The 25506-nt window shown below is 55.9% G+C and carries 25 protein-coding genes; 11 read left to right on the top strand and 14 right to left on the bottom strand.

Annotated features, from left to right (window positions below):
• Positions 1-258: 258 nt before the first annotated feature.
• Positions 259-606: a FlxA-like family protein gene (locus tag AABB92_RS01105; RefSeq protein ID WP_031375866.1), complete on the top strand. Its 348-nt coding sequence runs from the start codon at positions 259-261 to the stop codon at positions 604-606.
• Here the strand turns inward: AABB92_RS01105 and AABB92_RS01100 are convergent.
• Entirely contained in the window at positions 603-1523 is a 921-nt protein-coding gene (locus AABB92_RS01100; protein WP_031375865.1) for a LysR family transcriptional regulator, read from the bottom strand. The two genes, AABB92_RS01105 and AABB92_RS01100, sit on opposite strands and share 4 nt — an antisense overlap.
• A 96-nt stretch (positions 1524-1619) precedes the next feature.
• Between AABB92_RS01100 and AABB92_RS01095 the strand changes: the two genes are divergently transcribed.
• Positions 1620-2630: a bile acid:sodium symporter family protein gene (locus AABB92_RS01095; RefSeq protein WP_031375864.1), complete on the top strand. Its 1011-nt coding sequence runs from the start codon at positions 1620-1622 to the stop codon at positions 2628-2630.
• 27 nt (positions 2631-2657) lie between these two features.
• Here the strand turns inward: AABB92_RS01095 and AABB92_RS01090 are convergent, their stop codons facing one another.
• The 3 genes from AABB92_RS01090 to zipA form a co-directional block, all read right to left on the bottom strand.
• Positions 2658-2876: a DUF3820 family protein gene (locus tag AABB92_RS01090; RefSeq protein ID WP_031375863.1), complete on the bottom strand. Its 219-nt coding sequence runs from the start codon at positions 2874-2876 to the stop codon at positions 2658-2660.
• A gap of 1 nt (position 2877) precedes the next feature.
• Positions 2878-4896 carry an NAD-dependent DNA ligase LigA gene (ligA, locus tag AABB92_RS01085; RefSeq protein ID WP_031375862.1) on the bottom strand — a complete coding sequence of 673 codons (2019 nt, stop codon included), beginning with the start codon at positions 4894-4896 and terminating at the stop codon, positions 2878-2880.
• A gap of 75 nt (positions 4897-4971) precedes the next feature.
• Positions 4972-5964, bottom strand: a complete 993-nt coding sequence (zipA, locus tag AABB92_RS01080; RefSeq protein WP_031375861.1) for a cell division protein ZipA — start codon at positions 5962-5964, stop codon at positions 4972-4974.
• A 218-nt stretch (positions 5965-6182) separates the two neighbouring features.
• Between zipA and cysZ the strand changes: the two genes are divergently transcribed.
• The 5 genes from cysZ (at position 6183) to crr (ending at position 11138) form a co-directional block, all read left to right on the top strand.
• Positions 6183-6950: a sulfate transporter CysZ gene (gene cysZ, locus AABB92_RS01075; RefSeq protein ID WP_031375860.1), complete on the top strand. Its 768-nt coding sequence runs from the start codon at positions 6183-6185 to the stop codon at positions 6948-6950.
• Between the two features lie 141 nt (positions 6951-7091).
• Complete coding sequence (gene cysK / locus AABB92_RS01070) at positions 7092-8063, top strand: cysteine synthase A (RefSeq protein WP_031375859.1); 972 nt, start codon at positions 7092-7094, stop codon at positions 8061-8063.
• Positions 8064-8448: 385 nt separating this feature from the next.
• Positions 8449-8706 (top strand): phosphocarrier protein Hpr, encoded by a 258-nt coding sequence (gene ptsH, locus AABB92_RS01065; RefSeq protein WP_003848868.1) that lies wholly within the window; start codon positions 8449-8451, stop codon positions 8704-8706.
• A gap of 161 nt (positions 8707-8867) precedes the next feature.
• Positions 8868-10595: a phosphoenolpyruvate-protein phosphotransferase PtsI gene (gene ptsI / locus AABB92_RS01060; RefSeq protein ID WP_031375858.1), complete on the top strand. Its 1728-nt coding sequence runs from the start codon at positions 8868-8870 to the stop codon at positions 10593-10595.
• Positions 10596-10637: 42 nt separating this feature from the next.
• Entirely contained in the window at positions 10638-11138 is a 501-nt protein-coding gene (gene crr / locus AABB92_RS01055; protein WP_031375857.1) for a PTS glucose transporter subunit IIA, read from the top strand.
• A 64-nt stretch (positions 11139-11202) separates the two neighbouring features.
• On the opposite strand, the gene AABB92_RS01050 is transcribed toward crr, so the two are convergent.
• From AABB92_RS01050 to AABB92_RS01005, 10 genes are all read right to left on the bottom strand, one after another.
• Positions 11203-12555, bottom strand: a complete 1353-nt coding sequence (locus AABB92_RS01050) for an ATP-binding protein (protein WP_046288181.1) — start codon at positions 12553-12555, stop codon at positions 11203-11205.
• A complete protein-coding gene (locus AABB92_RS01045; RefSeq protein ID WP_031375856.1) occupies positions 12552-13232 on the bottom strand; it encodes a response regulator transcription factor in 681 nt (226 codons plus the stop codon). Before AABB92_RS01045 ends, AABB92_RS01050 begins: the two co-directional genes overlap by 4 nt.
• 170 nt (positions 13233-13402) lie before the next feature.
• On the bottom strand, positions 13403-14284 hold the full coding sequence (cysM, locus tag AABB92_RS01040) for a cysteine synthase CysM (RefSeq protein ID WP_031375855.1): 882 nt from the start codon (positions 14282-14284) through the stop codon (positions 13403-13405).
• A gap of 84 nt (positions 14285-14368) precedes the next feature.
• Positions 14369-15457, bottom strand: a complete 1089-nt coding sequence (cysA, locus tag AABB92_RS01035; RefSeq protein ID WP_046288180.1) for a sulfate/thiosulfate ABC transporter ATP-binding protein CysA — start codon at positions 15455-15457, stop codon at positions 14369-14371.
• Positions 15447-16322: a sulfate/thiosulfate ABC transporter permease CysW gene (cysW, locus tag AABB92_RS01030; protein ID WP_031375854.1), complete on the bottom strand. Its 876-nt coding sequence runs from the start codon at positions 16320-16322 to the stop codon at positions 15447-15449. The genes cysA and cysW overlap by 11 nt, the downstream gene beginning before the upstream one ends.
• A complete protein-coding gene (gene cysT, locus AABB92_RS01025) occupies positions 16322-17155 on the bottom strand; it encodes a sulfate/thiosulfate ABC transporter permease CysT (RefSeq protein WP_031375853.1) in 834 nt (277 codons plus the stop codon). The genes cysW and cysT overlap by 1 nt, the downstream gene beginning before the upstream one ends.
• A complete protein-coding gene (locus AABB92_RS01020) occupies positions 17155-18171 on the bottom strand; it encodes a sulfate ABC transporter substrate-binding protein (protein ID WP_031375852.1) in 1017 nt (338 codons plus the stop codon). The genes cysT and AABB92_RS01020 overlap by 1 nt, the downstream gene beginning before the upstream one ends.
• 259 nt (positions 18172-18430) lie before the next feature.
• On the bottom strand, positions 18431-19051 hold the full coding sequence (locus AABB92_RS01015; protein WP_031375851.1) for an RpoE-regulated lipoprotein: 621 nt from the start codon (positions 19049-19051) through the stop codon (positions 18431-18433).
• A gap of 65 nt (positions 19052-19116) precedes the next feature.
• On the bottom strand, positions 19117-19584 hold the full coding sequence (locus tag AABB92_RS01010; protein ID WP_031375850.1) for a DUF2919 family protein: 468 nt from the start codon (positions 19582-19584) through the stop codon (positions 19117-19119).
• Positions 19574-19999 carry a GNAT family acetyltransferase gene (locus AABB92_RS01005; RefSeq protein WP_031375849.1) on the bottom strand — a complete coding sequence of 142 codons (426 nt, stop codon included), beginning with the start codon at positions 19997-19999 and terminating at the stop codon, positions 19574-19576. Before AABB92_RS01005 ends, AABB92_RS01010 begins: the two co-directional genes overlap by 11 nt.
• Positions 20000-20206: 207 nt before the next feature.
• Between AABB92_RS01005 and amiA the strand changes: the two genes are divergently transcribed.
• From amiA to tkt, 4 genes are all read left to right on the top strand, one after another.
• Positions 20207-21058 (top strand): N-acetylmuramoyl-L-alanine amidase AmiA, encoded by an 852-nt coding sequence (gene amiA, locus AABB92_RS01000; RefSeq protein WP_031375848.1) that lies wholly within the window; start codon positions 20207-20209, stop codon positions 21056-21058.
• Positions 21059-21158: 100 nt separating this feature from the next.
• Positions 21159-22073 (top strand): oxygen-dependent coproporphyrinogen oxidase, encoded by a 915-nt coding sequence (gene hemF, locus AABB92_RS00995; RefSeq protein WP_031375847.1) that lies wholly within the window; start codon positions 21159-21161, stop codon positions 22071-22073.
• Between the two features lie 337 nt (positions 22074-22410).
• Entirely contained in the window at positions 22411-23361 is a 951-nt protein-coding gene (gene tal, locus AABB92_RS00990) for a transaldolase (RefSeq protein WP_031375846.1), read from the top strand.
• A 58-nt stretch (positions 23362-23419) separates the two neighbouring features.
• The gene (gene tkt / locus AABB92_RS00985) at positions 23420-25420 is read left to right on the top strand and encodes a transketolase (RefSeq protein ID WP_031375845.1); all 2001 of its coding nucleotides are present in this window, start codon (positions 23420-23422) and stop codon (positions 25418-25420) included.
• Positions 25421-25506 lie beyond the last annotated feature (86 nt).

Raw genomic sequence — 25506 nt, 5'->3', positions numbered from 1 at the left:
TGATGCGCCAGCATCACCCGCAGGGCGTGGCCCCGGACGGGCCGCGGCTTAGCCTGCACGACCCACCCATTCAGAATAAAGCGCCTTTAAGGCGCTTTTTTCGTTTCTGCTGCCCCCCCTTCCTCCTCCCCCACCTCCGCACTTCATCATTCGGGCCATTTTGCCCTCACCGCTCTTTTCGCCTTCTTAACATTTTTCTTCTCAAGTGATTTTTCCGCAGGCCGATAATCGTTAATGACTATTTGCAGGGAGAAAATGATGTCATCTATATCCGGAATTTTAAGCAGTGCAGTCAGTAGCGGTGACAGCAGCGGCGGCGGCAGTGTTGCGTCGCAGGTGGCCGCGCTAAGCAAACAGATTCAGAACATCACAACCCAGCTTAAAGAGTTGTCCAGCAATGCAGATCTGACGGACAAACAAAAAGCTGAGATGCAGCAGATGTATGAGTCGCAAATCACCATGCTGGAAGCGCAGATTGCCCAGTTAGAGCAGAAGCAGGCTGAACAGGCTGAGCAGAAAAATGACGACAGCAAACTGCCAGGCGAAATCAAAGCGGACGGCGTCAACCGTCCAACCGACACGAACCAGCTTGATGTCTATATCTAAAACGGTGGACTGACCGCGCGTTGTTGCGCCAGCAGCGCGGCCTGCTGGCGCACCTCCTGCCAGATCGCTTCGGCGGCTGGCGTCAGCGAGCGATTTTTGCGCTTAATCAGCATCAGGCTGCGATTTATCTCCGGATATAAGCGCCTCACCGTGAGCGCTCGCCCGGCCGGCAGCGGCAAGGCCAGCGCCGGCAAAATGCTGATGCCAATCCCCGCATCCACCATCGGGAACAGCGTGGCGGGATGCCCGATATCCTGCACCACGTCGACCTGAATCTGCTGCTGCTGCATCGCCGCATCAATCAACACCCGACTACCTGAAGCGTAATCCTGTAGCACCATGGTACGCCCCGCCAGCATCGACCACTGCGCCTGTTCCACCTGCGCCAGCGGATCGTCATCGCGGCACAATAGAAGAAATGGCTCATCCAGAATGGCGAGGCAATCGAAATCGGTATCGCTGAGCGGACCGATGATGATACCGAAATCGACCTCGGCGTTGCGCACGCTTTGCAGTACCCACTGCTGGGCGCGATCGTGGAGGATGACTTTAATGTCGGGAAAATGGTGCTGACTGGCCGCCAGGCATTGTGGCATCAGATGGGCTGAAATAGTCTGGCTGGCTGCCAGCCGCACCGTACCGCTGCGCTGCTCGCCGTAACTGCGGATATCCAGCAACGTGGTGTTGATCTCTTCCAGCAATCGCTCCATGCGCGACGCCAGTTGCTGTCCGGCTTCAGTCAGCATCACTTCCCGCGTGGTACGGTCCAGCAGGCGTACGCCGGTCTCCGCCTCCAGCTCTTTTATGCTGTGGCTGACCGCCGACTGACTCAGACCGATCGCCTGCCCGGCCTGACTGAATCCGCCGTAATGCGCCACCGCGATAAAGGTTCGCAACTGTCGTAGGGTATAATTCATCGATTCAGCTCATAGATTAATTCAATAAATCAATTTTATTTCTAAACCCGCTTCGCGCACAATCATTGCTATTCAATATTTAACCGGATTTTAACAATGGGATTTTTACGGCTCGATCCGATGATGGTCAAACTCATCATCACCGTGTTGCTGGCGTCTTTCCTGCCTGCAAAAGGCATTTTCGTCGATATCTTTAGCTATCTGACCACGGCCGCCATCGCCCTGCTGTTTTTCATGCACGGTGCCAAGTTATCACGTGAAAAGATCATCGCCGGCAGCAGTCACTGGCAGCTGCATCTGTGGATTATGTTCAGTACCTTTGTGCTGTTCCCGCTGCTCGGTCTGCTGCTGGTCTGGTGGCATCCGGTGAATGTCGGCCCCGAAATCTATACCGGCTTTATCTACCTCTGCATTCTGCCTGCGACGGTGCAATCAGCCATCGCCTTCACCTCAATGGCGGGCGGTAACGTCGCAGCGGCGGTCTGTAGCGCCTCAGCGTCGAGCCTGTTGGGGGTATTTATCTCCCCGCTGCTGGTTAATCTGGTGATGGATGTGCACAGCAATGCGCCATCAGATGGCCTGGAGCAAATCGGTAAGATTATGCTGCAGCTGCTGGTGCCTTTTGTGCTGGGTCATCTCTCCCGCCGCTGGATTGGTGCCTGGGTGGAGAAACATCGCAGTCTGATTGGCAAAACCGATCAGACTTCCATTCTGCTGGTGGTTTATTCCGCCTTCAGTGAAGCGGTCATCAACGGCATCTGGCATCGCGTGGGCGTCGATACGCTATTATGGATTCTGGCCGGATGCGTACTGCTGCTGACCGCAGTGTTGCTGATCAACCTGCTGGCATCACGTCTGTTCCGCTTTAAACGTGCCGATGAAATTGTGGTGCTTTTTTGTGGCTCGAAGAAGAGCCTGGCGAACGGCGTGCCGATGGCGAATATTCTGTTTCCCGCCAGCAGTGTAGGGATGATTGTGCTGCCCTTAATGATCTTCCATCAGGTTCAGCTGATGGTTTGTTCATTTATCGCCGGGCGCTACAAAAAGAGTGGCGAGAAGCTGCAGGCGCAGCAGGTTAAAGCGCCGGTGATGGAGTCGCAAAAGTAGAGATACTGCCCGCCAGCGCGGGCAGAATTAATTGCCGGCCTTAAGCGGTTTAACCAACCCTTCAAGGCCTTCAATTTTGATTGCCAGCGTCAGTTGCATCAGATCACCCAGCTGGCCTGACGGAAAATCCCCGCTGCGGGCAAACCACAGCAGGTAAGGCTCGGGCAGATCGATCAGCATCCGCCCTTTGTACTTACCAAAGGGCATCGCGGTATTGGCGATCGCTACCAGCTGATGTTTCTCCATCTCAGGCACCCAGCAGACGGATCATTTCCGCTTCATCGATCACCTCAATCCCCAGCTCCTGCGCTTTTGCCAGCTTGGAACCGGCCGCTTCACCAGCAATCAGCAGATCGGTTTTCTTCGAAACGCTGCCGCTTACCTTTGCGCCCAGCGCAATTAACTGCGCTTTGGCATCATCACGGTTCATCTGCGACAGCGAACCGGTCAGCACCACCGTTTTACCCGCAAACGGACTGTCGATCTCCTCGGCTCTCACCACCACCACCGCTGGCCAGTGAATGCCGATCTCCTCAACCAGCTGACGGATAACCTCGCGGTTACTCTCCTCTTCCATGAAGTTACGCACGTGAGTCGCCACCACCTTGCCGACATCCGGCACCGCAATCAGCGCCTCCAGATCGGCATCCATCACTTTTTCCAGTTCACCAAAATGGTTAGCCAGATTAGCGGCGGTCGCTTCACCGACTTCGCGAATGCCGAGCGCATAGAGAAAGCGCGCCAGGGTGGTTGATTTCGCCTTTTGCAGCGCATCCACCACGTTTTGCGCCGATTTCGGCCCCATACGATCGAGGCCGGTCAGCACACCGGCGGTCAGGCGGAACAGGTCAGCCGGGGTTTTGACATACTCTTTTTCCACCAGCTGGTCGATAATCTTATCGCCCATGCCGTCCACATCCATCGCCCGGCGCGACACAAAGTGCTTCAGCGCTTCTTTGCGCTGAGCACCACAGATCAGCCCGCCGGTGCAGCGCGTAACCGATTCCCCTTCCACCCGCTCAACATCCGAACCACAGACCGGACAATGTTGCGGAAACACCACTTCACGGGCGTCGTCGGGGCGCTCAGTCGTTACGACATTGACCACCTGCGGAATGACATCGCCCGCACGGCGAATCACTACCCGATCGCCGATGCGCAAGCCGAGTCGCTCAATTTCATCGGCATTGTGCAGCGTGGCATTGCTGACGATAACGCCGGCCACCTGAACCGGTTCGAGCCGCGCCACCGGCGTAATCGCGCCGGTGCGTCCGACCTGAAACTCGACGTCGCGCACCCAGGTCATCTGCTCCTGAGCCGGGAATTTAAAGGCGATAGCCCAGCGTGGAGCGCGAGCCACGAAGCCCAGCTGCTCCTGCAGCGCCTGTGAATCGACTTTGATTACCACACCGTCGATATCAAAACCGAGCGTGGGACGCTGCTGCTCAATCTCACGATAAAAAGCCAGCGCCTCTTGTGCATTATGCGCCAGACGGATCCGATCGCTAACCGGCAGTCCCCAGGCTTTGAACTGTTGCAGTCGCGCCATGTGGCTGTGTGGGATCTCGCCGCCTTCCAGCAGGCCGAAACCGTAGCAGAAAAAGGTCAGCGGACGCTTAGCGGTGATGCGGGGATCAAGCTGACGCAGCGAACCGGCCGCCGCATTACGCGGATTGGCAAACACCTTGCCGTCGGTACGCCGCGCTTCCTCATTCAGTTTTTCAAAACCGCGCTGGGTCATAAACACTTCGCCGCGCACTTCCAGTCGCGCCGGAATGTTGTCACCCTTCAGCCGCAGCGGAATGGCACGAATGGTGCGGACATTGGCGGTAATGTTCTCGCCGGTGGTGCCGTCACCACGGGTCGCCGCCCGCACCAGCAGGCCGTTTTCGTACAGCAGGCTGACCGCCAGGCCATCCAGTTTCAGTTCGCAGCAGTAGGTGATGTCTTCACTGTTTTTCAGCCGATCCTGCACCCGCTTGTTGAAGGCCAGAAAGGTGGCTTCATCAAAAGCGTTATCCAGCGACAGCATCGGGACTTCATGACGCACCTGCTCGAACACCGTCAGCGGCGCAGCACCGACACGCTGAGTAGGCGAGTCCGGGGTGATCAGCTCGGGATGTGCCGCTTCCATCTCACGCAGCTCACGCATCAGACGATCATATTCGGCGTCGGGGACTTCCGGCGCATCCATAACGTGGTAGAGATATTCATGATGACGCAACGTTGTGCGCAGTTCGGTGATTTGATCCTGAACGGATTTCATAAAGCCCCATCAGATAAAAAACCCCCGACAGGCGGGGGTTTGTTTTAACAATTCAGATAACCGTTAGCGCAGGTCTCAGACGCCGACCACATCGCGAATGCGCGCTTTGTAGGTTTCCAGCTTCTGTGGTGTCATCATGCGGCGCTCATCATCCAGCACCACACCGCCGACATCATCCGCGATACGCTGCGCCGACTGTAACATCAGCTTGAAGTTCTGATTCGCATCACCGTAGGAAGGCACCATCATAAAGATAGAGATGCCAGGCGTGCTGAAGTCAGTCATCAGGTCAGGATTGAATGAACCCGGCTTAACCATATTGGCCAGGCTAAACAACACCGGACCGCTGCCTGCCGGGCTGAGATGACGGTGGAAAATGTTCATTTCGCCAAACTGGAAGCCCGCCTGCAGAATCCCCTGCAGCAGCGCTTCACCATTCAGCTCGCCACCGGAGTGCGCGGCCACATGCAGTACCAGCACCGCCTCTTTCGGCTTCTCTGCTGGCGCTTTGGCTTCAGGCGCAGGTGCGGTAATCACCTCAGACTGCGGTTCAGGCTCAGCCTGATACTGCGGTTCCGGCTGTACCGACTCGAGCGGATCTAAATCGAGCAACGGATCGGCCTGCACCGGCGGTGCGACAAACGTCGGCGCAGGTTGCTGCTGACGGACCGGCTCAGAACGCGGCTGCGGCTTAGGCTGTGGGGCCGTGTCGAACAGCGGATCGCTTTCAGGTTCTGACTGCGGTGCAGGTCGCGGCGCGGGCTGACGCACAGGCTCAGCGGTCGCGGGTTGACGCGGCGCTTGTGGCTGTGGATCGCGAACTTCATCGAAACGCGGTTCCTGATGAGTATGACGCTCAGGGCGTACACGAACCTCACCGACGCCGTCGTCCTCGTCGTCAATCAGGTCCTGCTCATCATGTTCATCACGTTGTTTAAGACGTTTGTGCGGGCGATCGCGGAACACTGACGAGCGCTCTTTTCGGCTGGTCCACAGCCCGTGAAGAAGGAGCGCTATAATGGCGATCGCGCCAACAACGATTAATATCAGACGCAAATCCTGCATCATTGTATTCTCTGTTGTTCCAATACCTTGCCACCGCGGCAAACTTTATCCTCTAACTGTATTTGCCCTGCTACACAAGTGCAAGTCTGTGCACTATTTTCTGACAAATAAGATAGGCGACCCACGCTTTTTCGCTGTTTTTTTACCCAAACGGCAGCTGGTCAGTGGAAAAAGCCAGGTTATAGTGGGCGCGGCTCAACATCTTCAGGAGAATTGGCTTTATGGCCCTTGAGAAATCCGTCTCAAATTTTAACGGTGTGCACTATTTCAGCCAGGGCTGGAAACTGGTGCGTTTGCCGGGCATCCGGCGTTTTGTGGTGATGCCACTGCTGATTAACATCGTGATGCTGGGCGGCGCATTTATCTGGCTGTTTTACCGGCTGGGCGACTGGATCCCCCGCCTGCTGGCCCATATCCCGGACTGGCTGCAGTGGCTGAGCTATCTGCTGTGGCCGCTGTCGGTGATAGCGATTGTGCTGGTGTTTAGCTACTTCTTCTCCACGCTGGCGAACTGGATCGCCGCGCCCTTCTGCGGACTGCTGGCCGAGCAGCTCGAAGGTCGTCTGACCGGCAAGCCCTTGCCCGACAGCGGTTGGATGGGGTTGATTAAGGATGTGCCGCGCATCATGAAGCGTGAGCTGCAAAAGCTGGGTTACTATCTGCCGCGCGCCATCGGGCTGCTGCTGCTCTACTTTATTCCCGGCTTTGGCCAGACCGTCGCGCCGGTGCTGTGGTTCCTGTTCAGCGCCTGGATGCTGTCGGTGCAGTATTGCGACTACCCGTTTGATAACCATAAAGTCCCTTTTCAGCAGATGCGCAACGCCCTGCGACAGCACAAAACCGCTAACATGCAGTTTGGCGCACTGATTAGTCTGTTCACCATGATTCCGATTCTGAACCTTGCCATCATGCCGGTTGCTGTTTGCGGTGCCACGGCGATGTGGGTCGATCGCTATCGACAGAACCTGGCGCGTACCGAGCTGCGTTAGAACCATCAGCCGGCCTTATGCTCTTTTTAACGAGGCTTATTGCCGGCTGACATATAGATATGCGATTTCTTTCCTTCCGCACCCAGGCAGAACAGGTATGCTCAGAGGGTTCCCAATAATTCATACAGTTAAGGGCAGGCTATGAGTAAGATCTATGAAGACAACTCTTTGACAATTGGTCATACGCCACTGGTTCGACTGAACCGCATCGGTAACGGCCGCATCCTTGCGAAAGTTGAATCCCGTAACCCGAGCTTCAGCGTGAAATGCCGTATCGGTGCCAATATGATTTGGGACGCAGAGAAACGCGGCATTCTGAAGCCGGGCGTTGAGCTGGTTGAACCAACCAGCGGTAATACCGGTATCGCGCTGGCCTATGTGGCGGCAGCGCGCGGTTACAAACTGACGCTGACCATGCCGGAGACCATGTCGGTTGAGCGTCGTAAGCTGCTAAAAGCGCTGGGCGCACAGCTGGTACTGACCGAAGGCGCCAAAGGCATGAAAGGCGCTATCGCGAAAGCGGAAGAGATTGTCGCCAGTAACCCGGATAAATATGTGCTGTTACAGCAGTTCAGCAACCCGGCCAACCCGGAAATCCACGAAAAAACCACCGGTCCGGAAATCTGGGAAGATACCGACGGTGAAGTAGACGTGTTTATTGCTGGCGTCGGCACTGGCGGTACGCTGACCGGCGTGAGTCGCTATATCAAGAACACCAAAGGCAAGAAAGATTTGATTTCGGTCGCCGTTGAGCCGACTGATTCACCGGTGATTGCCCAGGCGCTGGCCGGCGATGAAATCAAGCCAGGCCCGCATAAGATTCAGGGTATCGGTGCCGGCTTTATTCCAGGCAACCTTGATCTGAATCTGATCGACCGGGTTATTGCCATCAGCAATGAAGAAGCCATCAGCACTGCCCGTCAGCTGATGGAAGAAGAAGGTATCCTGGCCGGTATCTCATCCGGTGCCGCGGTCGCTGCAGCGCTGAAGCTGCAGGAAGATGAAGCCTTCGCCAATAAGAACATTGTGGTGATCCTTCCCTCTTCCGGTGAGCGCTATCTCAGTACCGCCCTTTTTGCCGACCTGTTCACTGAAAAAGAGCTGCAGCAGTAACGGCTAAAAGTCTGAAAATGTCGAAAAAAGCACCCGATTGGGTGCTTTTTTGTGGTGCAGATCTCACTTTCACCACCCTGCAGATTGATTTCAGTGACGCGGCTCTGGTATTTAGACTGCCAATTATTTCGATGCCTGAAATTAATCCCTCTTTGAAGTGGATCAAGCTGAATCGATTTACGGATTTGGCGAAACGGCGATTAACGGCATAATTACCCGGTGACGTGTAGAATCGTTTTTGACACGCAACGGAATTGAAAAATTCATTCATGCGCGTCGTTAGCCAGCATGATGCTATACCCGCGCACCTACACAGGCTAAAGTGACGGCTCCAGGCTAGACTTTAGATCCAAAACACTCATCCTGATAACGTTGGGGAAATAGAATGTTCCAGCAAGAAGTTACCATTACCGCACCAAACGGTCTGCACACTCGCCCAGCTGCGCAATTCGTAAAAGAAGCCAAAGCTTTCCAGTCAGAAATTACCGTGACCTCTAACGGTAAATCAGCGAGCGCAAAAAGCCTGTTCAAACTGCAGACGCTGGGTTTAACCCAGGGGACTGTCGTGACCCTTTCCGCGGAAGGTGAAGACGAGCAAAAAGCAGTTGAGCATCTGGTCAAACTGATGGCTGAACTGGAGTAATTTCCGCTCAGCTTTCCAGCAAATCGACTCCTCTGCGCCATTGAGTGCAAACATCTTGATCGCGGACAATCTGTCCGCGTTATTGCTTTCGTAAAGTACGTGTCCCGCGACAATGGCACCGCAAAGAGTCCAATCAGCCATCGTGATTAAAAGGTAAGGTTATGATTTCAGGCATTTTAGCATCACCAGGTATCGCTTTCGGCAAAGCACTGCTGCTGAAAGAAGACGAGATCGTCATCAACCGCAAGAAAATTTCTGATGACCAAGTTGAGCAGGAAGTTCAGCGCTTCCTCGATGGCCGCAGTAAGGCGGCAGTACAACTGGAAGCGATTCGCGTCAAAGCGGGTGAAACCCTCGGTGAAGAGAAAGCCGCCATCTTCGAAGGCCACATCATGTTGCTGGAAGATGAAGAGCTGGAGCAGGAAATCATCGACCTGATCAAAAAAGATCACGCCTCTGCTGACGCCGCTGCCTACTCTGTTATCGATGGCCAGGCGAAAGCGCTAGAAGAGTTAGATGACGAATACCTGAAAGAGCGTGCGGCTGACGTACGTGACATCGGTAAACGTCTGCTGCAGAACATTTTAGGTCTGCATATCGTTGACCTGAGCGCAATTCAGGACGAATCCATTCTGGTGGCCAAAGACTTAACGCCGTCAGAAACCGCACAGCTGAACCTGAAAAAGGTGCTGGGCTTTATTACCGATTTAGGCGGGCGCACCTCGCACACCTCAATCATGGCGCGTTCCCTTGAGATCCCAGCAATTGTCGGAACCGGTAACGTCACCGCCACCATCAAAAATGGCGACTTCCTGATTCTGGATGGCGTTAACAACACCATTTACGTCAATCCTTCTGAAGCGATTCAGGAAGAGCTGAAAGCTGTACAGACACAGTATCTGACTGAAAAACATGAATTAGCCAAGCTGAAAGATCTGCCGGCGGTGACGCTGGACGGTCATCAGGTAGAAGTGTGCGCTAACATCGGTACCGTGCGTGATATCGCCGGCGCTGAGCGCAACGGCGCTGAAGGCGTAGGCCTCTACCGTACTGAATTCCTGTTCATGGACCGTGATTCGCTGCCAAGCGAAGAAGAGCAGTTCCAGGCTTATAAAGCCGTCGCTGAAGCGATGGGTTCGCAGGCTGTAATCGTGCGTACCATGGACATTGGCGGCGACAAAGATCTGCCGTACATGAACCTGCCGAAAGAAGAGAACCCGTTCCTCGGCTGGCGCGCGATTCGTATCGCCATGGATCGCAAAGAGATCCTGCATGCCCAGCTGCGTGCCATCCTGCGTGCCTCATCATTCGGCAAACTGCGCATCATGTTCCCGATGATTATTTCGGTTGAAGAAGTGCGCAGCCTGAAAGCGGAACTGGAGCTGCTAAAAGCCCAGCTGCGCGAAGAAGGTAAAGCGTTTGATGAGAGCATTGAAGTCGGCATCATGGTGGAAACCCCAGCTTCTGCCGTCATCGCGCACCATCTGGCGAAGGAAGTCGACTTCTTCAGTATTGGGACCAACGACCTGACGCAGTATACTCTGGCGGTCGATCGTGGTAATGATTTGATCTCGCACCTGTACAACCCAATGACGCCATCAGTGCTGAATTTAATCAAGCAAGTCATTGATGCATCTCACGCTGAAGGCAAATGGACCGGCATGTGTGGTGAGCTGGCAGGTGATGAACGTGCTACACTACTGTTACTGGGAATGGGGCTGGACGAGTTCAGCATGAGTGCCATTTCTATCCCTGGCATCAAGAAAATCATTCGTAATACTAATTTCGAAGATGCGAAGGCATTGGCGGAGCAGGCACTGGCTCAACCGACAGCGGATGATTTGATGAATCTGGTTAACAAGTTCATCAAAGAAAAAACGCTCTGCTAATCTGCGAGATGCTGGCCCCAAATTACTGCTTAGGAGAAGATCATGGGTTTGTTTTCTAAACTTTTTGGCGAAAAAACAGATAGCGCTGGGACAATTGACATCGTAGCGCCTCTGTCAGGCGAAATCGTGAATATTGAAGACGTACCAGATGTGGTGTTTGCAGAAAAAATCGTGGGCGACGGTATTGCGATCAAACCGAGCGGCAACAAAATGGTCGCGCCTGTTGATGGCACTATCGGCAAGATTTTTGAAACCAACCACGCTTTTTCAATCGAGTCTGATAACGGCATTGAGCTGTTTGTCCACTTCGGCATCGATACGGTTGAACTGAAAGGTGAAGGCTTCAAACGCATCGCTGAAGAAGGCCAGAAGGTCAAAAAAGGCGACGTGGTCATCGAGTTCGATCTGCCGCTGCTGGAAGAGAAAGCAAAATCAACCCTGACACCGGTTGTCATCTCCAACATGGATGAAATCAAGGAATTGATTAAGCTGTCTGGCCAGGTGACCGTCGGCGAAACGCAGGTGATTCGCATCAAAAAGTAAGCGTCAATGATTAAACATAACGGCACCCTCGGGTGCCGTTATTGTTTCTGCCAGCCGGCAAGGCTCAGGGCTGCTGCCAGCGCGGTAAACGCAGCGTCAGCTCAAGCCCGCCATCAGGACGGTTGATCGCTTTGACCTCGCCATGATGCGCCAGCACTACTTTGCGCACGATAGCCAACCCAAGGCCATAGCCTTTGCCCATCAGCGGCGAATTGACCCGCACAAACGGGTCAAAGATGCTGGATAACTTCTCTTCATCGACACCCGGCCCCTGATCCCGCACCCGAATCGCCAGCCACTGCTGTTCCACACTTAAGCGTACCTCAATCTGCTGACCGGGCAGCGAAAAGCGCAGCGCATTGCGCAGCACGTTCTCGACGCCACGCCGTATCAGCTCTGCATTACCGCGCACCGTGTAGTCGGCCTGTTGATCCACCAGAAACTCAACCCTGACGCCGGGGATCTGCGCTTCATAGCGGACATCGGTGACCACCGCCTCAAGTAATCCGGTCAGGTCAAAATATTGCTCATCCGGAATGCTTTCATGTTCGGCGCGCGACAGGGTTAACAATTCGCCGATCATCTTGTCCAGCCGGCGCGCCTCTTCATCAATCCGATCGAGTGAACTGCCGACGCTTTCCGGCGTCTGGCGCGCCAGTCCGGTGGCCAGCTGCAGCCGCGCCAGCGGGGAGCGCAGCTCATGGGAGATATCGTGCAGCAGCTCTTCGCGCGCCCGCACCAGCGTTTCCAGCCGTTCAACCATCGCGTCAAAGGCTTCCGCCACGTTGGAAATCTCATCGTGGCGTTTGCGCATCATTGGAAACAGCCGCACGCTTAAATCGCCCTCGGCGACCCGGGAAAAGCCTTCGCGTAACTGACGCATCGGTCGTGTCAGGTTCCAGGCCAGCAGCAGGCTGAACAACAGGCCGACCGATCCGGCAAACACGAACATCGGCTCGGGAATATTGAGAAATTTGCGCGGCATCATGTTCATGCTGCTGTCTTCCCGCATGCCTTTAATGTTGTAGCGCAGCTCATAATCTTTGTTATCTGCACCGCGCACCCAGCGCACAATCTGGTCGGGGATCCGGCCTTCAAACGGTGAATTTAGCCGCTCGGGCAGACTGGGCTGACCGGCCGGCCGCGCATGCTGTATCACGGTAAAAAACTGGCGATCGTTAGGCTCCCAGCCCGCCATCATATCCTCCAGCGCCGCTGGACCGCCCCGCTCCAGCACCGACACCGCAGAGGCCATTTGCAAATCGACGGTCCGCCGGATGGCGACGATTTCAGGCGGCTCATGGCGTTTACCGGAGAGCGAAAAGCCCAGCCAGAGTAACTGGCTCATGATAACGAACACTATCCAGAAGCCGATCAGAATCTTCCAGAACATCCGTCCACGGTAGCTTTGCTTCATCGAATACGGTAACCAATGCTGCGCACGGTTTCGATATTCACGCTGTCAGCGGTTAAGGCGCTTAACTTCTGGCGGATATTACTGATGTGGACATCGACGCTGCGATCATAGGCTTCGCGAGGACGACCGAGCCCCTTTTCTGACAGCTCATCTTTCGATACCACCCGATCCGGCGCGCGCAGCAACAGATCCAGCAGGTTAAATTCCGAGGCGGTCAGATCAAATGCTTTGCCCTGCCATTCGGTAATGCGGGTGGCAGGATTGAGCGTCAGCTCGCGCCAGCGCAGCGGCTCTTTGGTATCCGGCTGCGGCGCCTGCTCTTCAAACCGGCGCAGCACCGCACGCAGACGGGCCACCAGTTCACGCGGATAGCAGGGTTTCGGCATGTAATCATCCGCGCCCATCTCCAGTCCGATGACCCGATCAATATTGTCGCCTTTCGCGGTCAGCATAATCACCGGCAAACGGCTGTTCTGCCGCACCTGACGCAGCACATCAATACCGCTCATATCGGGCAGCATAATATCCAGAATCATTGCGGTGTATTGTCCGGACAGCGCCCCCTGAATCCCGGCGCTACCGGTTAACACCAGCTGCGCATCGAACCCTTCAGCGATCAGGTACTGGCTTAACATGGTGCCTAATTCAACATCATCATCAACAAGCAGGATTTTCATTTTTATCTCTCGTACAAAATTGCCGCTATTTTGTCCTGAGCCGCACCAGGGCGCAGCCTGATTTACGCGATCCTTACAGATTTAGCACTGCCGACGGCATAAGGCCACGCCAAAAAAAAGCCTGCGGGCAGCAATAACGCGCACGCAGGCCGGTTCAGGCGGAGATGAAGTTACTGATAGAGGCCGGTCGAGAGATAACGATCGCCGCGATCGCAGGCGATCGCCACCACTACGCTGCCGGGATGGGCAGCGGCGATCCGCAAGGCGCCCGCCACCGCGCCACCGGAGCTTACGCCGCAGAAAATCCCTTCACGTCGCGCCAGCGCGCGCATCGTCTCTTCCGCTTCCTGTTGTGACATATCAATCACGTCATCGACCAGATTGGGTCGGTAAATGCCCGGCAGATAGGCCAGCGGCCAGCGACGGATCCCCGGAATGCTGCTGCCCTCACTGGGCTGCAAACCGATCACCTGCACCCCGGTATTGTGCTCTTTCAGGTAACGCCCGACGCCGGTAATGGTACCGGTGGTGCCCATACTGGAGACAAAATGGGTCATCCGCTGGTTTGACTGCTGCCATAACTCGGGGCCGGTGGTCTGATAATGGCCCAGAGGATTATCCGGATTATTGAACTGGTCGAGTACCCGGCCTTCGCCACGCGCTGCCATCGCCTGCGCCAGGTCGCGGGCACCTTCCATTCCCTGATCGCGCGACACCAGCACCAGTTCCGCGCCGTAAGCGCGCATCGCATCCTGCCGCTCCTGACTCATGTTATCGGGCATCAGCAGACGCATCCGGTAGCCTTTCAGCGCGGCGATCATCGCCAGCGCAATGCCGGTATTGCCACTGGTGGCTTCAATCAGCTGATCGCCGGGAGTGATTTCGCCGCGCAACTCTGCCTGATGGATCATCGACCAGGCCGCGCGATCCTTGACCGAACCCGCCGGATTATTGCCTTCCAGCTTGAGCCACACCTCACTGCCGTTGGCGGGCGTCAGGCGCTGCAGCTTAATCAGCGGGGTATTGCCGATGGTATCTTCGAGAGTCGTCACGGTGTCGTTCCTGGCGTAGTGCAAAAGAAAAATGGCAAAAAAAAGGCGGGAGTCACACTCCCGCCCGGTGTTGATGAGAAAATATCAGGCGCTCTGCGCAAAGGCAACTGCGCGCAGCGGGGTGTCGCCCTGATAGAGACGCGCCTGCTGCAGGCCGACAAACAGGCGTTCGCCGCGAATCGGTGCGGTCTGCTCGCCTTCAAACACCAGCGAGAACGGCTCGCTCTGCCAGCCGGCAGGCTGCACCACCAGCTGCCAGAAATGTCCGCGCGGACTGATCTCCAGCACCTGAACCGGCAGCGGCGTTTCCAGGCTGCTTCGGCGCGAAACATCAATCTCCCACGGACGCAGGAACAGTTCCACCGCGCCCTGATGCGCCGAGGTGTAGCCCAGCGGCCAGTGATGTGCACCTACATGGAACTGTGAACCCTGGATTTCGCCGTCAAAGCGGTTTACTTCACCAAGGAACTCCAGCACGAAGCGGGTCGCCGGATCGCGCCAGACGTCATCTGGCGTACCAACCTGTTCGATATTGCCCTGACTCATTACCACAACGCGATCGGCCACTTCCATCGCCTCTTCCTGGTCATGGGTGACGAATACGCTGGTAAACTTCAGCTCTTCATGCAGCTGACGCAGCCAGCGGCGCAGCTCTTTACGCACCTGCGCATCCAGCGCGCCAAACGGCTCATCCAGCAGCAGGATTTGCGGTTCAACCGCTAAAGCACGCGCCAGCGCCACACGCTGTTTCTGTCCGCCCGACAGCTGCGCCGGAAAACGATTCGCCAGGTGCGCCAGCTGCACCATCTCCAGCAGGCGGGTCACGCGCTGTTTAATTTCCGCCGTGGACGGACGCTCACGACGCGGCAGCACCGTCAGGCCAAAGGCGATGTTGTCGAATACCGTCATATGACGGAACAGCGCATAGTGCTGAAACACAAACCCTACCTGACGGTCGCGGGCGTGCAGGCGACTGACGTCATGGTTATGAAACCGAATCTGACCGCTGTTCTGATGCTCCAGTCCGGCAATAATACGCAGCAGCGTGGTTTTTCCCGAGCCAGACGGGCCCAGCAGCGCCACCATTTCGCCCGAGGCAATATCAAGAGAGATATCGTTCAGCACCGACGTGCGACCAAAGGATTTGTTGATCTTGTTAATCTCAATGCTCATGATTTCCCTCCTGTTGCAAGCGGTTGTGCTGATGCGCTAAACGCCATTGCACAATGCTCTTCAGAAACAGCGTGACAATTGCCATCAGCGTCAACAGCGCAGCGGCGGTAAACGCGCCAACGGTGTTGTAATCCTGATGCAGTAATTCAACCTGAAGCGGTAAGGTATAGGTCTCACCGCGAATCGATCCCGATACCACCGAGACCGCACCAAATTCACCAATCGCGCGGGCGTTGGTCAGCACCACGCCGTACAGCAGCGCCCAGCGGATATTCGGCAGCGTGACCCGACGGAACATCTGCCAGCCAGAAGCGCCCAGCAGAACCGCCGCTTCATCTTCGTGACTGCCCTGGCTCAGCATCACCGGCACCAGTTCACGGACGACAAACGGACAGGTAACAAACACCGTCGCCAGCACCATGCCGGGCCAGGCAAACATAATCTGGATGTTATGTGCATCCAGCCAGCCGCCAGCCGGGCCGTTAACGCCCCAGAACAGCAGATACATCAGACCGGCCACCACCGGCGAGACGGCAAACGGAATATCAAACAGCGTCAGCAGCAACTGTCGTCCCGGGAAGGTAAAACGCGTCACCAGCCAGGCGAGCAGCGTACCGAACACCAGGTTGACCGGCACAGTGATCAGCGCGACCAGCACCGTCAGCCAGATCGCATGCAGCATGTCGCCATCCGCCAGATTGCCGAGCGCCACGCCTAATCCCTGGTTCAGTGCTTCCCAGAAGATCGAGGCCATCGGCACCACCAGCAGCAGGACCGACACCAGCGCCCCGATACCAATCAGCAGCCATTTGCCCCAGTTTATCGGCTGGCGGGCAGCATGATTAAGTTGCGAAACCTCTGCCATTAGTGGCCTCCCAGACGACGGCCAAAGCGGCTCTGTAATGTGTTAATCGCGAACAACAGAATCAACGAGGCGGCCAGAATCACCGAGGCGATAGCGCTGGCAGCCGGATAATCAAACTCCTGCAGCCGGACGAAAATCATCAGTGAGGTCACTTCGGTTTTCCAGGCGATGTTGCCGGCAATGAAGATCACCGCACCAAACTCACCCAGGCTGCGGGTAAACGACAAGGCGGTACCTGCCAGCAGCGCGGGCGCGACTTCCGGCAGCACTACGCGGCGGAAACTCTGCCACGGCGTGGCACCCAGCGTTTCGGCGGCTTCTTCATACTCCGGGCCTAACTCCTCCAGCACCGGCTGTACGGTTCGCACCACAAACGGGATACTGGTGAACGCCATCGCGATGGCAATGCCAATCCAGGTGTAGGAAATTTTGATATCAAAATGGGCGAACCACTGTCCATACCAGCCGTTGACTGAAAACAGACCGGCCAGCGTCAAGCCCGCCACGGCCGTCGGCAGGGCGAACGGCAGATCCATCAGGCCATCCAGCAATGTACGACCAGGAAAACGGTAACGGGTAAGGATCCACGCCATCAGCATGCCGAACACCGCGTTAAACAGCGAAGCCACGCCCGCAGAGAGCAGCGTCACCTTATAGGCGGCAATCAGCTGCGGATTGGTGATCACATCCCAGTACTGTTGCAGCGTCATCTGCGACAGCTGCATGAGCACTGCACTGATTGGCAGCAGCAGAATTAAACAGGTAAACAGCAGACTGGTGCCAAGGCTGATACCAAAGCCGGGCAATACGCGTTTCTGGCTGGCTGCAAACATTATCCACGCCCCGCCGCTAACAATTTGTCGAGCTCACCGCCGCTGACGAAATGGGTCTGCATCACTTTATCCCAGCCGCCAAAGGCGTCTTCAACCCGGAACAGCGTGGTTTGCGGGAAGCGATCTTTCTGCTCCGCCATCAGTTGCGGATTATTCACCCGGTAGTAGTAATGGGTAATGATCGCCTGAGCAGCCGGGGTATAGAGATAATTAAGATAAGCGCTGGCCGCGTCAGTGGTGTTGTTGTGGGCGACATTTTTATCCACCCACGCCACCGGAAACTCCGCCAGAATGTCGGTCTTTGGCACCACCACTTCATACTGGTCTTTACCGTACTGATTGCGGATGTTGTTAACTTCCGACTCAAAGCTGATCAGCACATCGCCGAGGCCACGCTCAGCAAAGGTGGTAGTTGCGCCGCGGCCGCCGGTATCGAACACTTCAACATTTTTCAAAAACTGGGTCATAAAGGCGCGGGTTTTGGCCTGATCGCCGCCATCGGCTTTGTCCGCAGCGCCCCAGGCAGCCAGATAAGTGTAACGGCCATTACCGGAGGTTTTTGGATTGGGGAAAATCAGCTTCACGTCGTTGCGGGCCAGATCTGACCAGTCATGAATCTGCTTTGGATTGCCCTTACGCACCAGGAACGCCATGGTGGAGTAAAACGGCGAACTGTTGTTAGGCAGTCGGTTTTTCCAGTCCGCCGCAATCAGGTTGCCTTTATCATGCAGCACCTGCACGTCAGTCACCTGATTGTAGGTGACCACATCCGCGCGCAGCCCCTGCAGAATCGCCAGTGCCTGCTTCGAAGATCCAGCATGTGACATCTTAATGGTCAGGGGATCGGCCGGATGGCTGGCATCCCACTGTTTAATAAACGGTGCATTCAGGGCAACAAACAGCTCACGCGACACATCGTAGGAGCTATTAAGTAATTCAGTAGCATGGACTGCGCCGGCCACGCTCAGCGACAAGGCGATACCGCTCACGATTTTTTTCATCGCTTGTAATGTCATTTGGCACCCTGAAAAAGTTTGATGCGGATCTCACCCGCTGAGGCACCAGTTTATTTATAACTGTGTGAAAACCAGTAACGGTTTTATATATCGTTTGATGATTTCAAAGTCGAAAAAAGCATAAGACGGCGGCGAAGTTTATGCTGTTTTCAGCAAAAGACGAGGCGGACGGCAGGTCGCGTCCGCTGGGTGATTGAGAGAGACGTACGGGACAACGGCGGGCTTGCCGGACAGCCCGCCGCACGCGCCGCTGACAGTCTTAACGCTGCCAGACTATCTTGCTGATTTTCCAGTTTTTCAGCGTGTCGTCAGAAGGCATTAACCCTTCCGGACCGTGCCAGTCGCCGTGGTAAACGTAAGTCAGATGCTGACTGCCGGACACGCGGCAGGCGACGTCGCGGGTATCGGTTCCGCTGGCCAGCGCGCAGTTATCGAAGGCTTTCGTGAATTTATTGCTGAACAGATCGCCAACTTTGCTGCCGTCAGCGCTGACAATATTGCTGTCCATCACTTCAATGCGTTCTGGCTGTGACTGACCGTACACCACCACTTTAACCTCGCCATCCTTCAGCGCCTGCCAGAAAGAAACCACCTGGCCGTTCTGACTGCGCATCCCCTGACGCAGGCTATAGTCGCCGTTCAGTCCGTCATTAATGGCGCTTTCGCTCATGGCAGTTGAGGCGGTTAAGCCGCCCACGCCCTGCTCGGTCACGGTCAGCGAAGAACCAAACCAGTTCCACGGCAGCGTTGATGACCAGTGATAACTCAGCGGATTCCACCAGCTTACCTGCTGGCTGCTGTCAGCGCCGGAACCGGCGTTGCTGGCGCAGCCGCTCAACACAACGGCGGCCATCAGTAGCGTGGAACGAACAGCTTTCATGAAAACTCCTGTTAATGCGATGCCGGAAAGGCGGAACTGATTGGAGTCGCAAAGCGGCAAAAAGTTTATTTAAGATGGTGTTCGGGCAGAAAGCAGTCGCGCAGACGCCGGTTGCTTTGCAGCCAGATCAACGCCAGTAGGTCAAACAGCGTCAGTAACAGCGGCAGCGGCGAGCTGAGCAGATCGCCCTGAATAAACTGCACGCCCTGCCAGAGTAAATTCACCAGCAGTGAAAGCGCCAGCACGCTGCGCCAGTGTTGCCACAGACGCGGCCAGCGCGTCCGGTAGCCGGTCAGCAGCAGCCCCGCCAGCGCCGGTAACCCGAGCGCGAGACCGATCCAGAACGCCTGCTGGTCAGGATAGAACAGCGCGAGCAGATCGTTGCCCTGCTGACGTGAAGCCCCGGCCATCACCAGCAGCAGCCAGGTGCGTGCCTGTAGCAGCAGGATCAGCCAAAAAAGAAATGGCAGCCGCAGCTGCCCTTTGCCATCATATTCATCCGGCAGATAGTCGGGTGACGGATTAATATTCACGATCTTCAATCAGACGCTTGCCGTACAGCAGCGCATCAACCGGCTCGTAATCGAGCTTCTCGTAAAACGCTACCACCTGATCGTTCTCTTCCCGGATCATCAGATGCAGTTTCGGACAGCCGCGGGCAATCAGCTTCTTCTCCAGCCGGTTCATCAGGGCATTGGCAAAGCCGCGGCCCTGATAATCTGGATGGACCGCCAGATAGTAAGCGGCACCGCGGTGGCCATCGTAGCCCCCCATCAGCGTGCCCACTACCACACCGCCCACTTCAGCGACCAGAAAAAGATCGGGGTCGTGATGCATCTTACGTTCGATATCCAGCTCCGGATCGTTCCATGGCCGTAACAAATCGCAACGTTCCCATAAGGTGATCACTTCTTCAAAATCTTCCTGGCGGAAGGCGCGGATTTCCATCTTCTTTACCTGCAACTAACCACAATTTGCTGATTATCACGCATTCTTCGACACACGCAACCCTCGCCACGCTGGCGACAAACAAAAAACGCAAATTTTCTGTTCGCGGACTGAAATACAAAGTAATGCCCTGAAATGTTTCAGAGATCGCAGCCGGCATAGCGTTACGCTATAACATCGGCAACATTCTTCTGAACGGACCCGCACATGCATTTGCTTAAACGTTTGATCCACCGTCGCCAGTTACTGCTTTCCGGGCTGGCGCTGGCCATTTTATCGCCGCGTGCCGTTCAGGCCAAAGAGGCGTCTGCTGGGCTGCAGAACAGTACGCGTCATCCGCGCCCTGCTCCACCAGCCAAAAATGGCAAGCACATCGTCATGCTTGATCCCGGCCACGGCGGCGTTGACTCTGGCGCGGTGGGCGAAGAGGGATCGGAAGAGAAGCACATCGTGCTGGAGATCGCCGGCAATGTGCAGCGTCAGTTACAGAGCCATCCGCGCATTGAAGTACGGCTGACGCGCGACAGCGACCATTTCATTCCGCTGTATCAGCGGGTCGAGATTGCCCATCAGCACGGCGCGCATCTGTTTATGTCGATCCATGCCGACGGGTTCACCAGCCCGGACGCTAATGGCGCTTCGGTGTTTGCGCTCTCCAATCGCGGCGCCAGCAGTTCAATGGCACGCTATCTGTCGCAGCGGGAAAACGATGCCGACAAACTGGGCGGCGTGAAGGTGCAGCAGCAGGATCACTATCTGCAGCAAATTCTGTTCGATCTGGTGCAGACCGACACCATCAAAAACAGCCTGACGCTCGGTAAGCACGTGCTGGACCAGATCCGGCCGGTGCACCATCTGCACAGTCAGCACACCGAACAGGCGGCGTTTGCGGTACTGAAGTCGCCGTCGATTCCTTCGGTGCTGGTCGAAACCTCGTTTATTACCAATCCGCGTGAAGAACAGTTGCTCGGCACCAGCGCGTTCCGCCAGAAGATTGCCGCTGCCATTGCCAGCGGTATCGTCAACTACTTCGATGAATTCGATCGCCACAACGCCTGATTGTGGCCAGCTGTTCAGCGCACTAACACCGCCGCAGCCATGCAAGCCGCCAGATTTTGCGTATAATCGCGGCAGACTTTGACCAACAATAAGCGAAGAGATGGCTGATATTTCCCGCGTAAAAGCATTCCTGCTATCCCTGCAGGATGAGATTTGTAGCCGCCTGGCGGCAGAAGATGGCGGCGCACAGTTTGCCGAAGATAGCTGGCAGCGTCCCGGCGGCGGCGGCGGGCAGAGCCGTGTGCTGCGCAACGGGGCGGTATTTGAACAGGCGGGCGTCAACTTTTCGCATGTGCATGGCGATCAAATGCCGGCCTCGGCAACCGCGCACCGGCCAGAGCTGGCGGGTCGCAGCTTTGAAGCGATGGGCGTCTCGCTGGTGATTCACCCACATAATCCTTACGTGCCCACCAGCCATGCTAACGTCCGTTTCTTTATTGCTGAGAAACCGGGAGCCGATCCGGTGTGGTGGTTTGGCGGCGGTTTTGACCTGACGCCGTTTTACGGCTTTGAAGAGGATGCGCTGCACTGGCATCAGACCGCCTTCGATATTTGCCAGCCGTTTGGCGACGATATCTATCCACACTATAAAAAGTGGTGCGATGACTACTTCTATCTCAAACATCGCGATGAGCAGCGCGGCATTGGCGGCCTGTTTTTTGACGATCTTAATACCCCTGACTTTGAGCACTGCTTCAGCTTTATGCAGGCGGTGGGCCGCGGCTTTATCGATGCCTATTTACCGATTGTGGCACGACGTAAAGATCATCCGTGGGGCGACCGTGAACGACAGTTCCAGCTCTATCGTCGCGGCCGCTATGTGGAGTTCAATCTGGTGTGGGATCGCGGCACGCTGTTTGGTCTGCAGACCGGCGGCCGTACCGAATCGATCCTGATGTCGATGCCGCCGCTGGTGCGCTGGGAATATGCTTACCAGCCGGCTGAGGATTCGCCTGAAGCCGCGCTCTACCGCGATTTCCTGCCGGTAAAGAACTGGCTGAATCTTCCCGCCTGATCGCATGACTCCGCAGCGCGGCCTGCGCTGCGGTTTCCCCCGCCTGCTGGTTTCAGCCTCGCTGATACGGCACGGATTGCTACAGTGTTGCCTGCGTCATTTATCCTGGCTGCTATGCTTAGAGGTGGAATATGGCGCACCCCACGGTTAACACCGCATGACGGCTCCTTCGCACCGCCTCGCAGCGCAACAATCAGAGAAACCGCATTTTCATCGGAAAGTGTCTGTTGCAATGTTATGGGTTCGCGTTCCCGGTAGCAGAGCACGCCACAGATTGGCTACGAGGCCTGAGGTGCTCCCTTTTCGCTTTCATGTTTTCTTTTCAAGGAGTTTAGAAATGAACCAGCTAGAAGCCCTAAAACAGTTCACCACCGTGGTGGCGGACAGTGGTGATATCGAATCAATTCGCAATTACCATCCGGAAGACGCCACCACCAACCCGTCACTGATCCTCAAAGCCTCCAGTCTTGATGCCTATAAACACCTGATTGATGATGCGATCGACTACGCCAAAAAACAGGGCGGCAGCAAAGAGACGCAGATCATCAACGCCAGCGACAAAGTGGCGATTAACCTCGGTATGGAGATTCTGAAAAGCGTACCGGGCCGTGTCTCGACCGAAGTGGATGCGCGCCTCTCTTTCGATCGTGGCATGTGTGTGACTAAAGCAGAGAAACTGGTTCGCCTGTACGAAGAGCATGGTATCGACCGCTCACGTATTCTGATCAAGCTGGCCTCAACCTGGGAAGGCATCCGCGCGGCAGAAGAGCTGGAGAAAAATGGCATCAACTGTAACCTGACGCTGCTATTCTCCTTTGCCCAGGCGCGAGCCTGTGCCGAGGCGGGCGTGTTCCTGATCTCGCCATTTGTTGGCCGTATTTATGACTGGTACAACAGCCGCAAACCGATGGACCCTTATGTGGTCGATGAAGATCCGGGCGTGAAATCCGTTCGTCGCATCTACGACTACTACAAAAAGCATCGCTACAGCACCATCATCATGGGTGCCAGCTTCCGTAAAGTGGAGCAGATTGTGGCACTGGCCGGCTGCGACCGTCTGACCATTTCGCCTAACCTGCTGGAAGAGTTACAGAACAGCGATGCGCCGCTGGAACGTAAACTGGAGCCATCAACCGAAGGCTTCCATCAGCCGTCGCCGCTCTCTGAAGCTGAGTTCCGCTGGGAGCATAACCAGGATCCGATGGCGGTGGAAAAACTCTCTGACGGTATCCGTCAGTTCGCGGTTGACCAGCAGAAGCTGGAAGATGTGCTCGCCGCACGCCTGTAGTGTTCATTTTTAGTCGGGCGGGAATTTCCCGCCCTGATTCTTAACAAGGGAGAACTTTATGTCCTCACGCAGAGAGTTGGCAAACGCGATTCGTGCACTGAGTATGGATGCGGTACAGAAAGCAAACTCAGGTCACCCGGGTGCGCCAATGGGCATGGCAGATATCGCTGAAGTCTTATGGCGCGACTTCCTCAAACACAATCCGACCAATCCCGCCTGGCTCGACCGCGACCGGTTTATTCTCTCCAACGGTCACGGCTCAATGCTGCTTTACAGCCTGCTGCACCTGACCGGTTATGACCTGCCGATTGAAGAGCTGAAGAATTTCCGTCAGCTGCATTCAAAAACCCCGGGCCACCCGGAGATCGGCTACACCCCTGGCGTTGAAACCACCACCGGCCCGCTGGGTCAGGGACTGGCGAATGCTGTCGGCTTAGCCATTGCCGAACGCACCCTGGCGGCGCAGTTTAACCGCCCGGATCACGACATCGTTGACCACTTCACCTATGTCTTCATGGGCGATGGCTGTCTGATGGAAGGGATCTCGCACGAAGTCTGTTCGCTGGCCGGTACGTTGGGCCTCGGCAAACTGATCGGCTTCTACGACCACAATGGTATTTCGATTGATGGCGAGACCGAAGGCTGGTTTACCGACGACACCCATAAACGCTTTGAATCCTACAACTGGCATGTGATTGGCGACATTGACGGACACGATCCGGAAGCAGTCAGCCAGGCGATCAAAGAAGCGCAGAGCGTGACTGACAAGCCGTCACTGATTATCTGCCGCACTATTATCGGTTTCGGTTCGCCGAACAAAGCCGGTAAAGAAGAGTCACACGGTGCGGCGCTGGGTGAGGAAGAAGTGGCGCTGACGCGTAAGCAGCTCGGCTGGAACTATCCGCCGTTTGAAATTCCGGCAGAGATTTACCAGCAGTGGGATGCCAAAGCCGCCGGTGCGGAACGCGAAAAAGCCTGGGATGCTAAATTTGCCGCCTATAAGCAGGCCCATCCTGAGCTGGCTCTGGAATATGAGCGCCGGATGAATGGCGAAATGCCGTCTACCTGGGAAGCGGAAGCCACCAAATTCATCAACGATCTGCAGGCCAATCCACAGAAAATTGCCAGCCGTAAAGCGTCGCAAAACTCGCTGGAAGCCTACGGTAAATTACTGCCCGAGTTCCTCGGCGGATCGGCTGACCTGGCCCCGAGTAACCTCACCATCTGGTCAGGCTCGAAGTCGATTAAAGACGATCCGGCCGGTAACTACATCCACTACGGCGTGCGTGAATTCGGCATGACAGCGATTGGTAACGGTATCGCTCACCATGGTGGCTTCGTGCCTTACACCGCGACCTTCCTGATGTTCGTTGAGTACGCGCGTAATGCGGCGCGTATGGCGGCACTGATGAAAGCGCGGCAGATTCTGGTCTATACCCATGACTCGATTGGTCTGGGTGAAGATGGCCCGACGCACCAGCCGGTTGAGCAGATCGCCAGCCTGCGCCTGACGCCGAACATGAGCGTCTGGCGTCCGTGCGATCAGGTTGAGACGGCGGTGGCATGGAAAGCGGCGGTAGAACGCCATCACGGCCCGACGGCGCTGATCCTGTCACGTCAGAACCTGCTGCAACCGGAGCGCACGCCAGAGCAGATTGAGAACATCAAGCGCGGCGGTTATGTGCTGAAAGACTGCGACGGTACGCCAGAAGTGATTCTGATCGCGACCGGTTCAGAGATTGAGATCACCCTTGGCGCCGCGGAGAAACTGACCACCGGTGGCCATAAAGTCCGGGTGGTTTCTCTGCCATCTACTGACCTGTTTGATGCACAGGATGCCGCTTACCGTGAATCGGTACTGCCGAGCGGCGTGAAAGCGCGCGTGGCGGTTGAAGCCGGTATCGCTGATTACTGGTTCAAGTATGTCGGACTGGATGGTGCGATTGTCGGGATGACCACCTTTGGCGAATCAGCGCCGGCCGGTAAGTTGTTCCCTGAGTTTGGCTTCACGATTGAAAACATCGTCAGCCACGCTGAAGCATTACTCAAGCCAGTTTAATGGTTTTGCCCTTCCCGGCCGATCGGGAAGGGCCATTTCTGCTCATAGCCTGAAACAGAAAAAAATCTGCTTACCCCTCTTCCCGC

The sequence above is a fragment of the Pantoea brenneri genome (genome assembly GCF_038594305.1).
Taxonomy (GTDB): domain Bacteria; phylum Pseudomonadota; class Gammaproteobacteria; order Enterobacterales; family Enterobacteriaceae; genus Pantoea; species Pantoea brenneri.
Note: the sequence above shows the minus strand (reverse complement) of the source record. Positions and strands in the feature narration are given on the sequence as shown.

Excerpts from the sequence above, each read along its gene's own strand:
- AABB92_RS01105 (WP_031375866.1), top strand. The coding sequence starts at position 259 with ATGTCATCTATATCCGGAATTTTAAGCAGTGCAGTCAGTAGCGGTGAC.
- AABB92_RS01100 (WP_031375865.1), bottom strand. The coding sequence starts at position 1,523 with ATGAATTATACCCTACGACAGTTGCGAACCTTTATCGCGGTGGCGCAT.
- AABB92_RS01095 (WP_031375864.1), top strand. The coding sequence starts at position 1,620 with ATGGGATTTTTACGGCTCGATCCGATGATGGTCAAACTCATCATCACC.
- AABB92_RS01090 (WP_031375863.1), bottom strand. The coding sequence starts at position 2,876 with ATGGAGAAACATCAGCTGGTAGCGATCGCCAATACCGCGATGCCCTTT.
- ligA (WP_031375862.1), bottom strand. The coding sequence starts at position 4,896 with ATGAAATCCGTTCAGGATCAAATCACCGAACTGCGCACAACGTTGCGT.
- zipA (WP_031375861.1), bottom strand. The coding sequence starts at position 5,964 with ATGATGCAGGATTTGCGTCTGATATTAATCGTTGTTGGCGCGATCGCC.
- cysZ (WP_031375860.1), top strand. The coding sequence starts at position 6,183 with ATGGCCCTTGAGAAATCCGTCTCAAATTTTAACGGTGTGCACTATTTC.
- cysK (WP_031375859.1), top strand. The coding sequence starts at position 7,092 with ATGAGTAAGATCTATGAAGACAACTCTTTGACAATTGGTCATACGCCA.
- ptsH (WP_003848868.1), top strand. The coding sequence starts at position 8,449 with ATGTTCCAGCAAGAAGTTACCATTACCGCACCAAACGGTCTGCACACT.
- ptsI (WP_031375858.1), top strand. The coding sequence starts at position 8,868 with ATGATTTCAGGCATTTTAGCATCACCAGGTATCGCTTTCGGCAAAGCA.
- crr (WP_031375857.1), top strand. The coding sequence starts at position 10,638 with ATGGGTTTGTTTTCTAAACTTTTTGGCGAAAAAACAGATAGCGCTGGG.
- AABB92_RS01050 (WP_046288181.1), bottom strand. The coding sequence starts at position 12,555 with ATGAAGCAAAGCTACCGTGGACGGATGTTCTGGAAGATTCTGATCGGC.
- AABB92_RS01045 (WP_031375856.1), bottom strand. The coding sequence starts at position 13,232 with ATGAAAATCCTGCTTGTTGATGATGATGTTGAATTAGGCACCATGTTA.
- cysA (WP_046288180.1), bottom strand. The coding sequence starts at position 15,457 with ATGAGCATTGAGATTAACAAGATCAACAAATCCTTTGGTCGCACGTCG.
- cysW (WP_031375854.1), bottom strand. The coding sequence starts at position 16,322 with ATGGCAGAGGTTTCGCAACTTAATCATGCTGCCCGCCAGCCGATAAAC.
- cysT (WP_031375853.1), bottom strand. The coding sequence starts at position 17,155 with ATGTTTGCAGCCAGCCAGAAACGCGTATTGCCCGGCTTTGGTATCAGC.
- AABB92_RS01020 (WP_031375852.1), bottom strand. The coding sequence starts at position 18,171 with ATGACATTACAAGCGATGAAAAAAATCGTGAGCGGTATCGCCTTGTCG.
- AABB92_RS01015 (WP_031375851.1), bottom strand. The coding sequence starts at position 19,051 with ATGAAAGCTGTTCGTTCCACGCTACTGATGGCCGCCGTTGTGTTGAGC.
- AABB92_RS01005 (WP_031375849.1), bottom strand. The coding sequence starts at position 19,999 with ATGGAAATCCGCGCCTTCCGCCAGGAAGATTTTGAAGAAGTGATCACC.
- amiA (WP_031375848.1), top strand. The coding sequence starts at position 20,207 with ATGCATTTGCTTAAACGTTTGATCCACCGTCGCCAGTTACTGCTTTCC.
- hemF (WP_031375847.1), top strand. The coding sequence starts at position 21,159 with ATGGCTGATATTTCCCGCGTAAAAGCATTCCTGCTATCCCTGCAGGAT.
- tal (WP_031375846.1), top strand. The coding sequence starts at position 22,411 with ATGAACCAGCTAGAAGCCCTAAAACAGTTCACCACCGTGGTGGCGGAC.
- tkt (WP_031375845.1), top strand. The coding sequence starts at position 23,420 with ATGTCCTCACGCAGAGAGTTGGCAAACGCGATTCGTGCACTGAGTATG.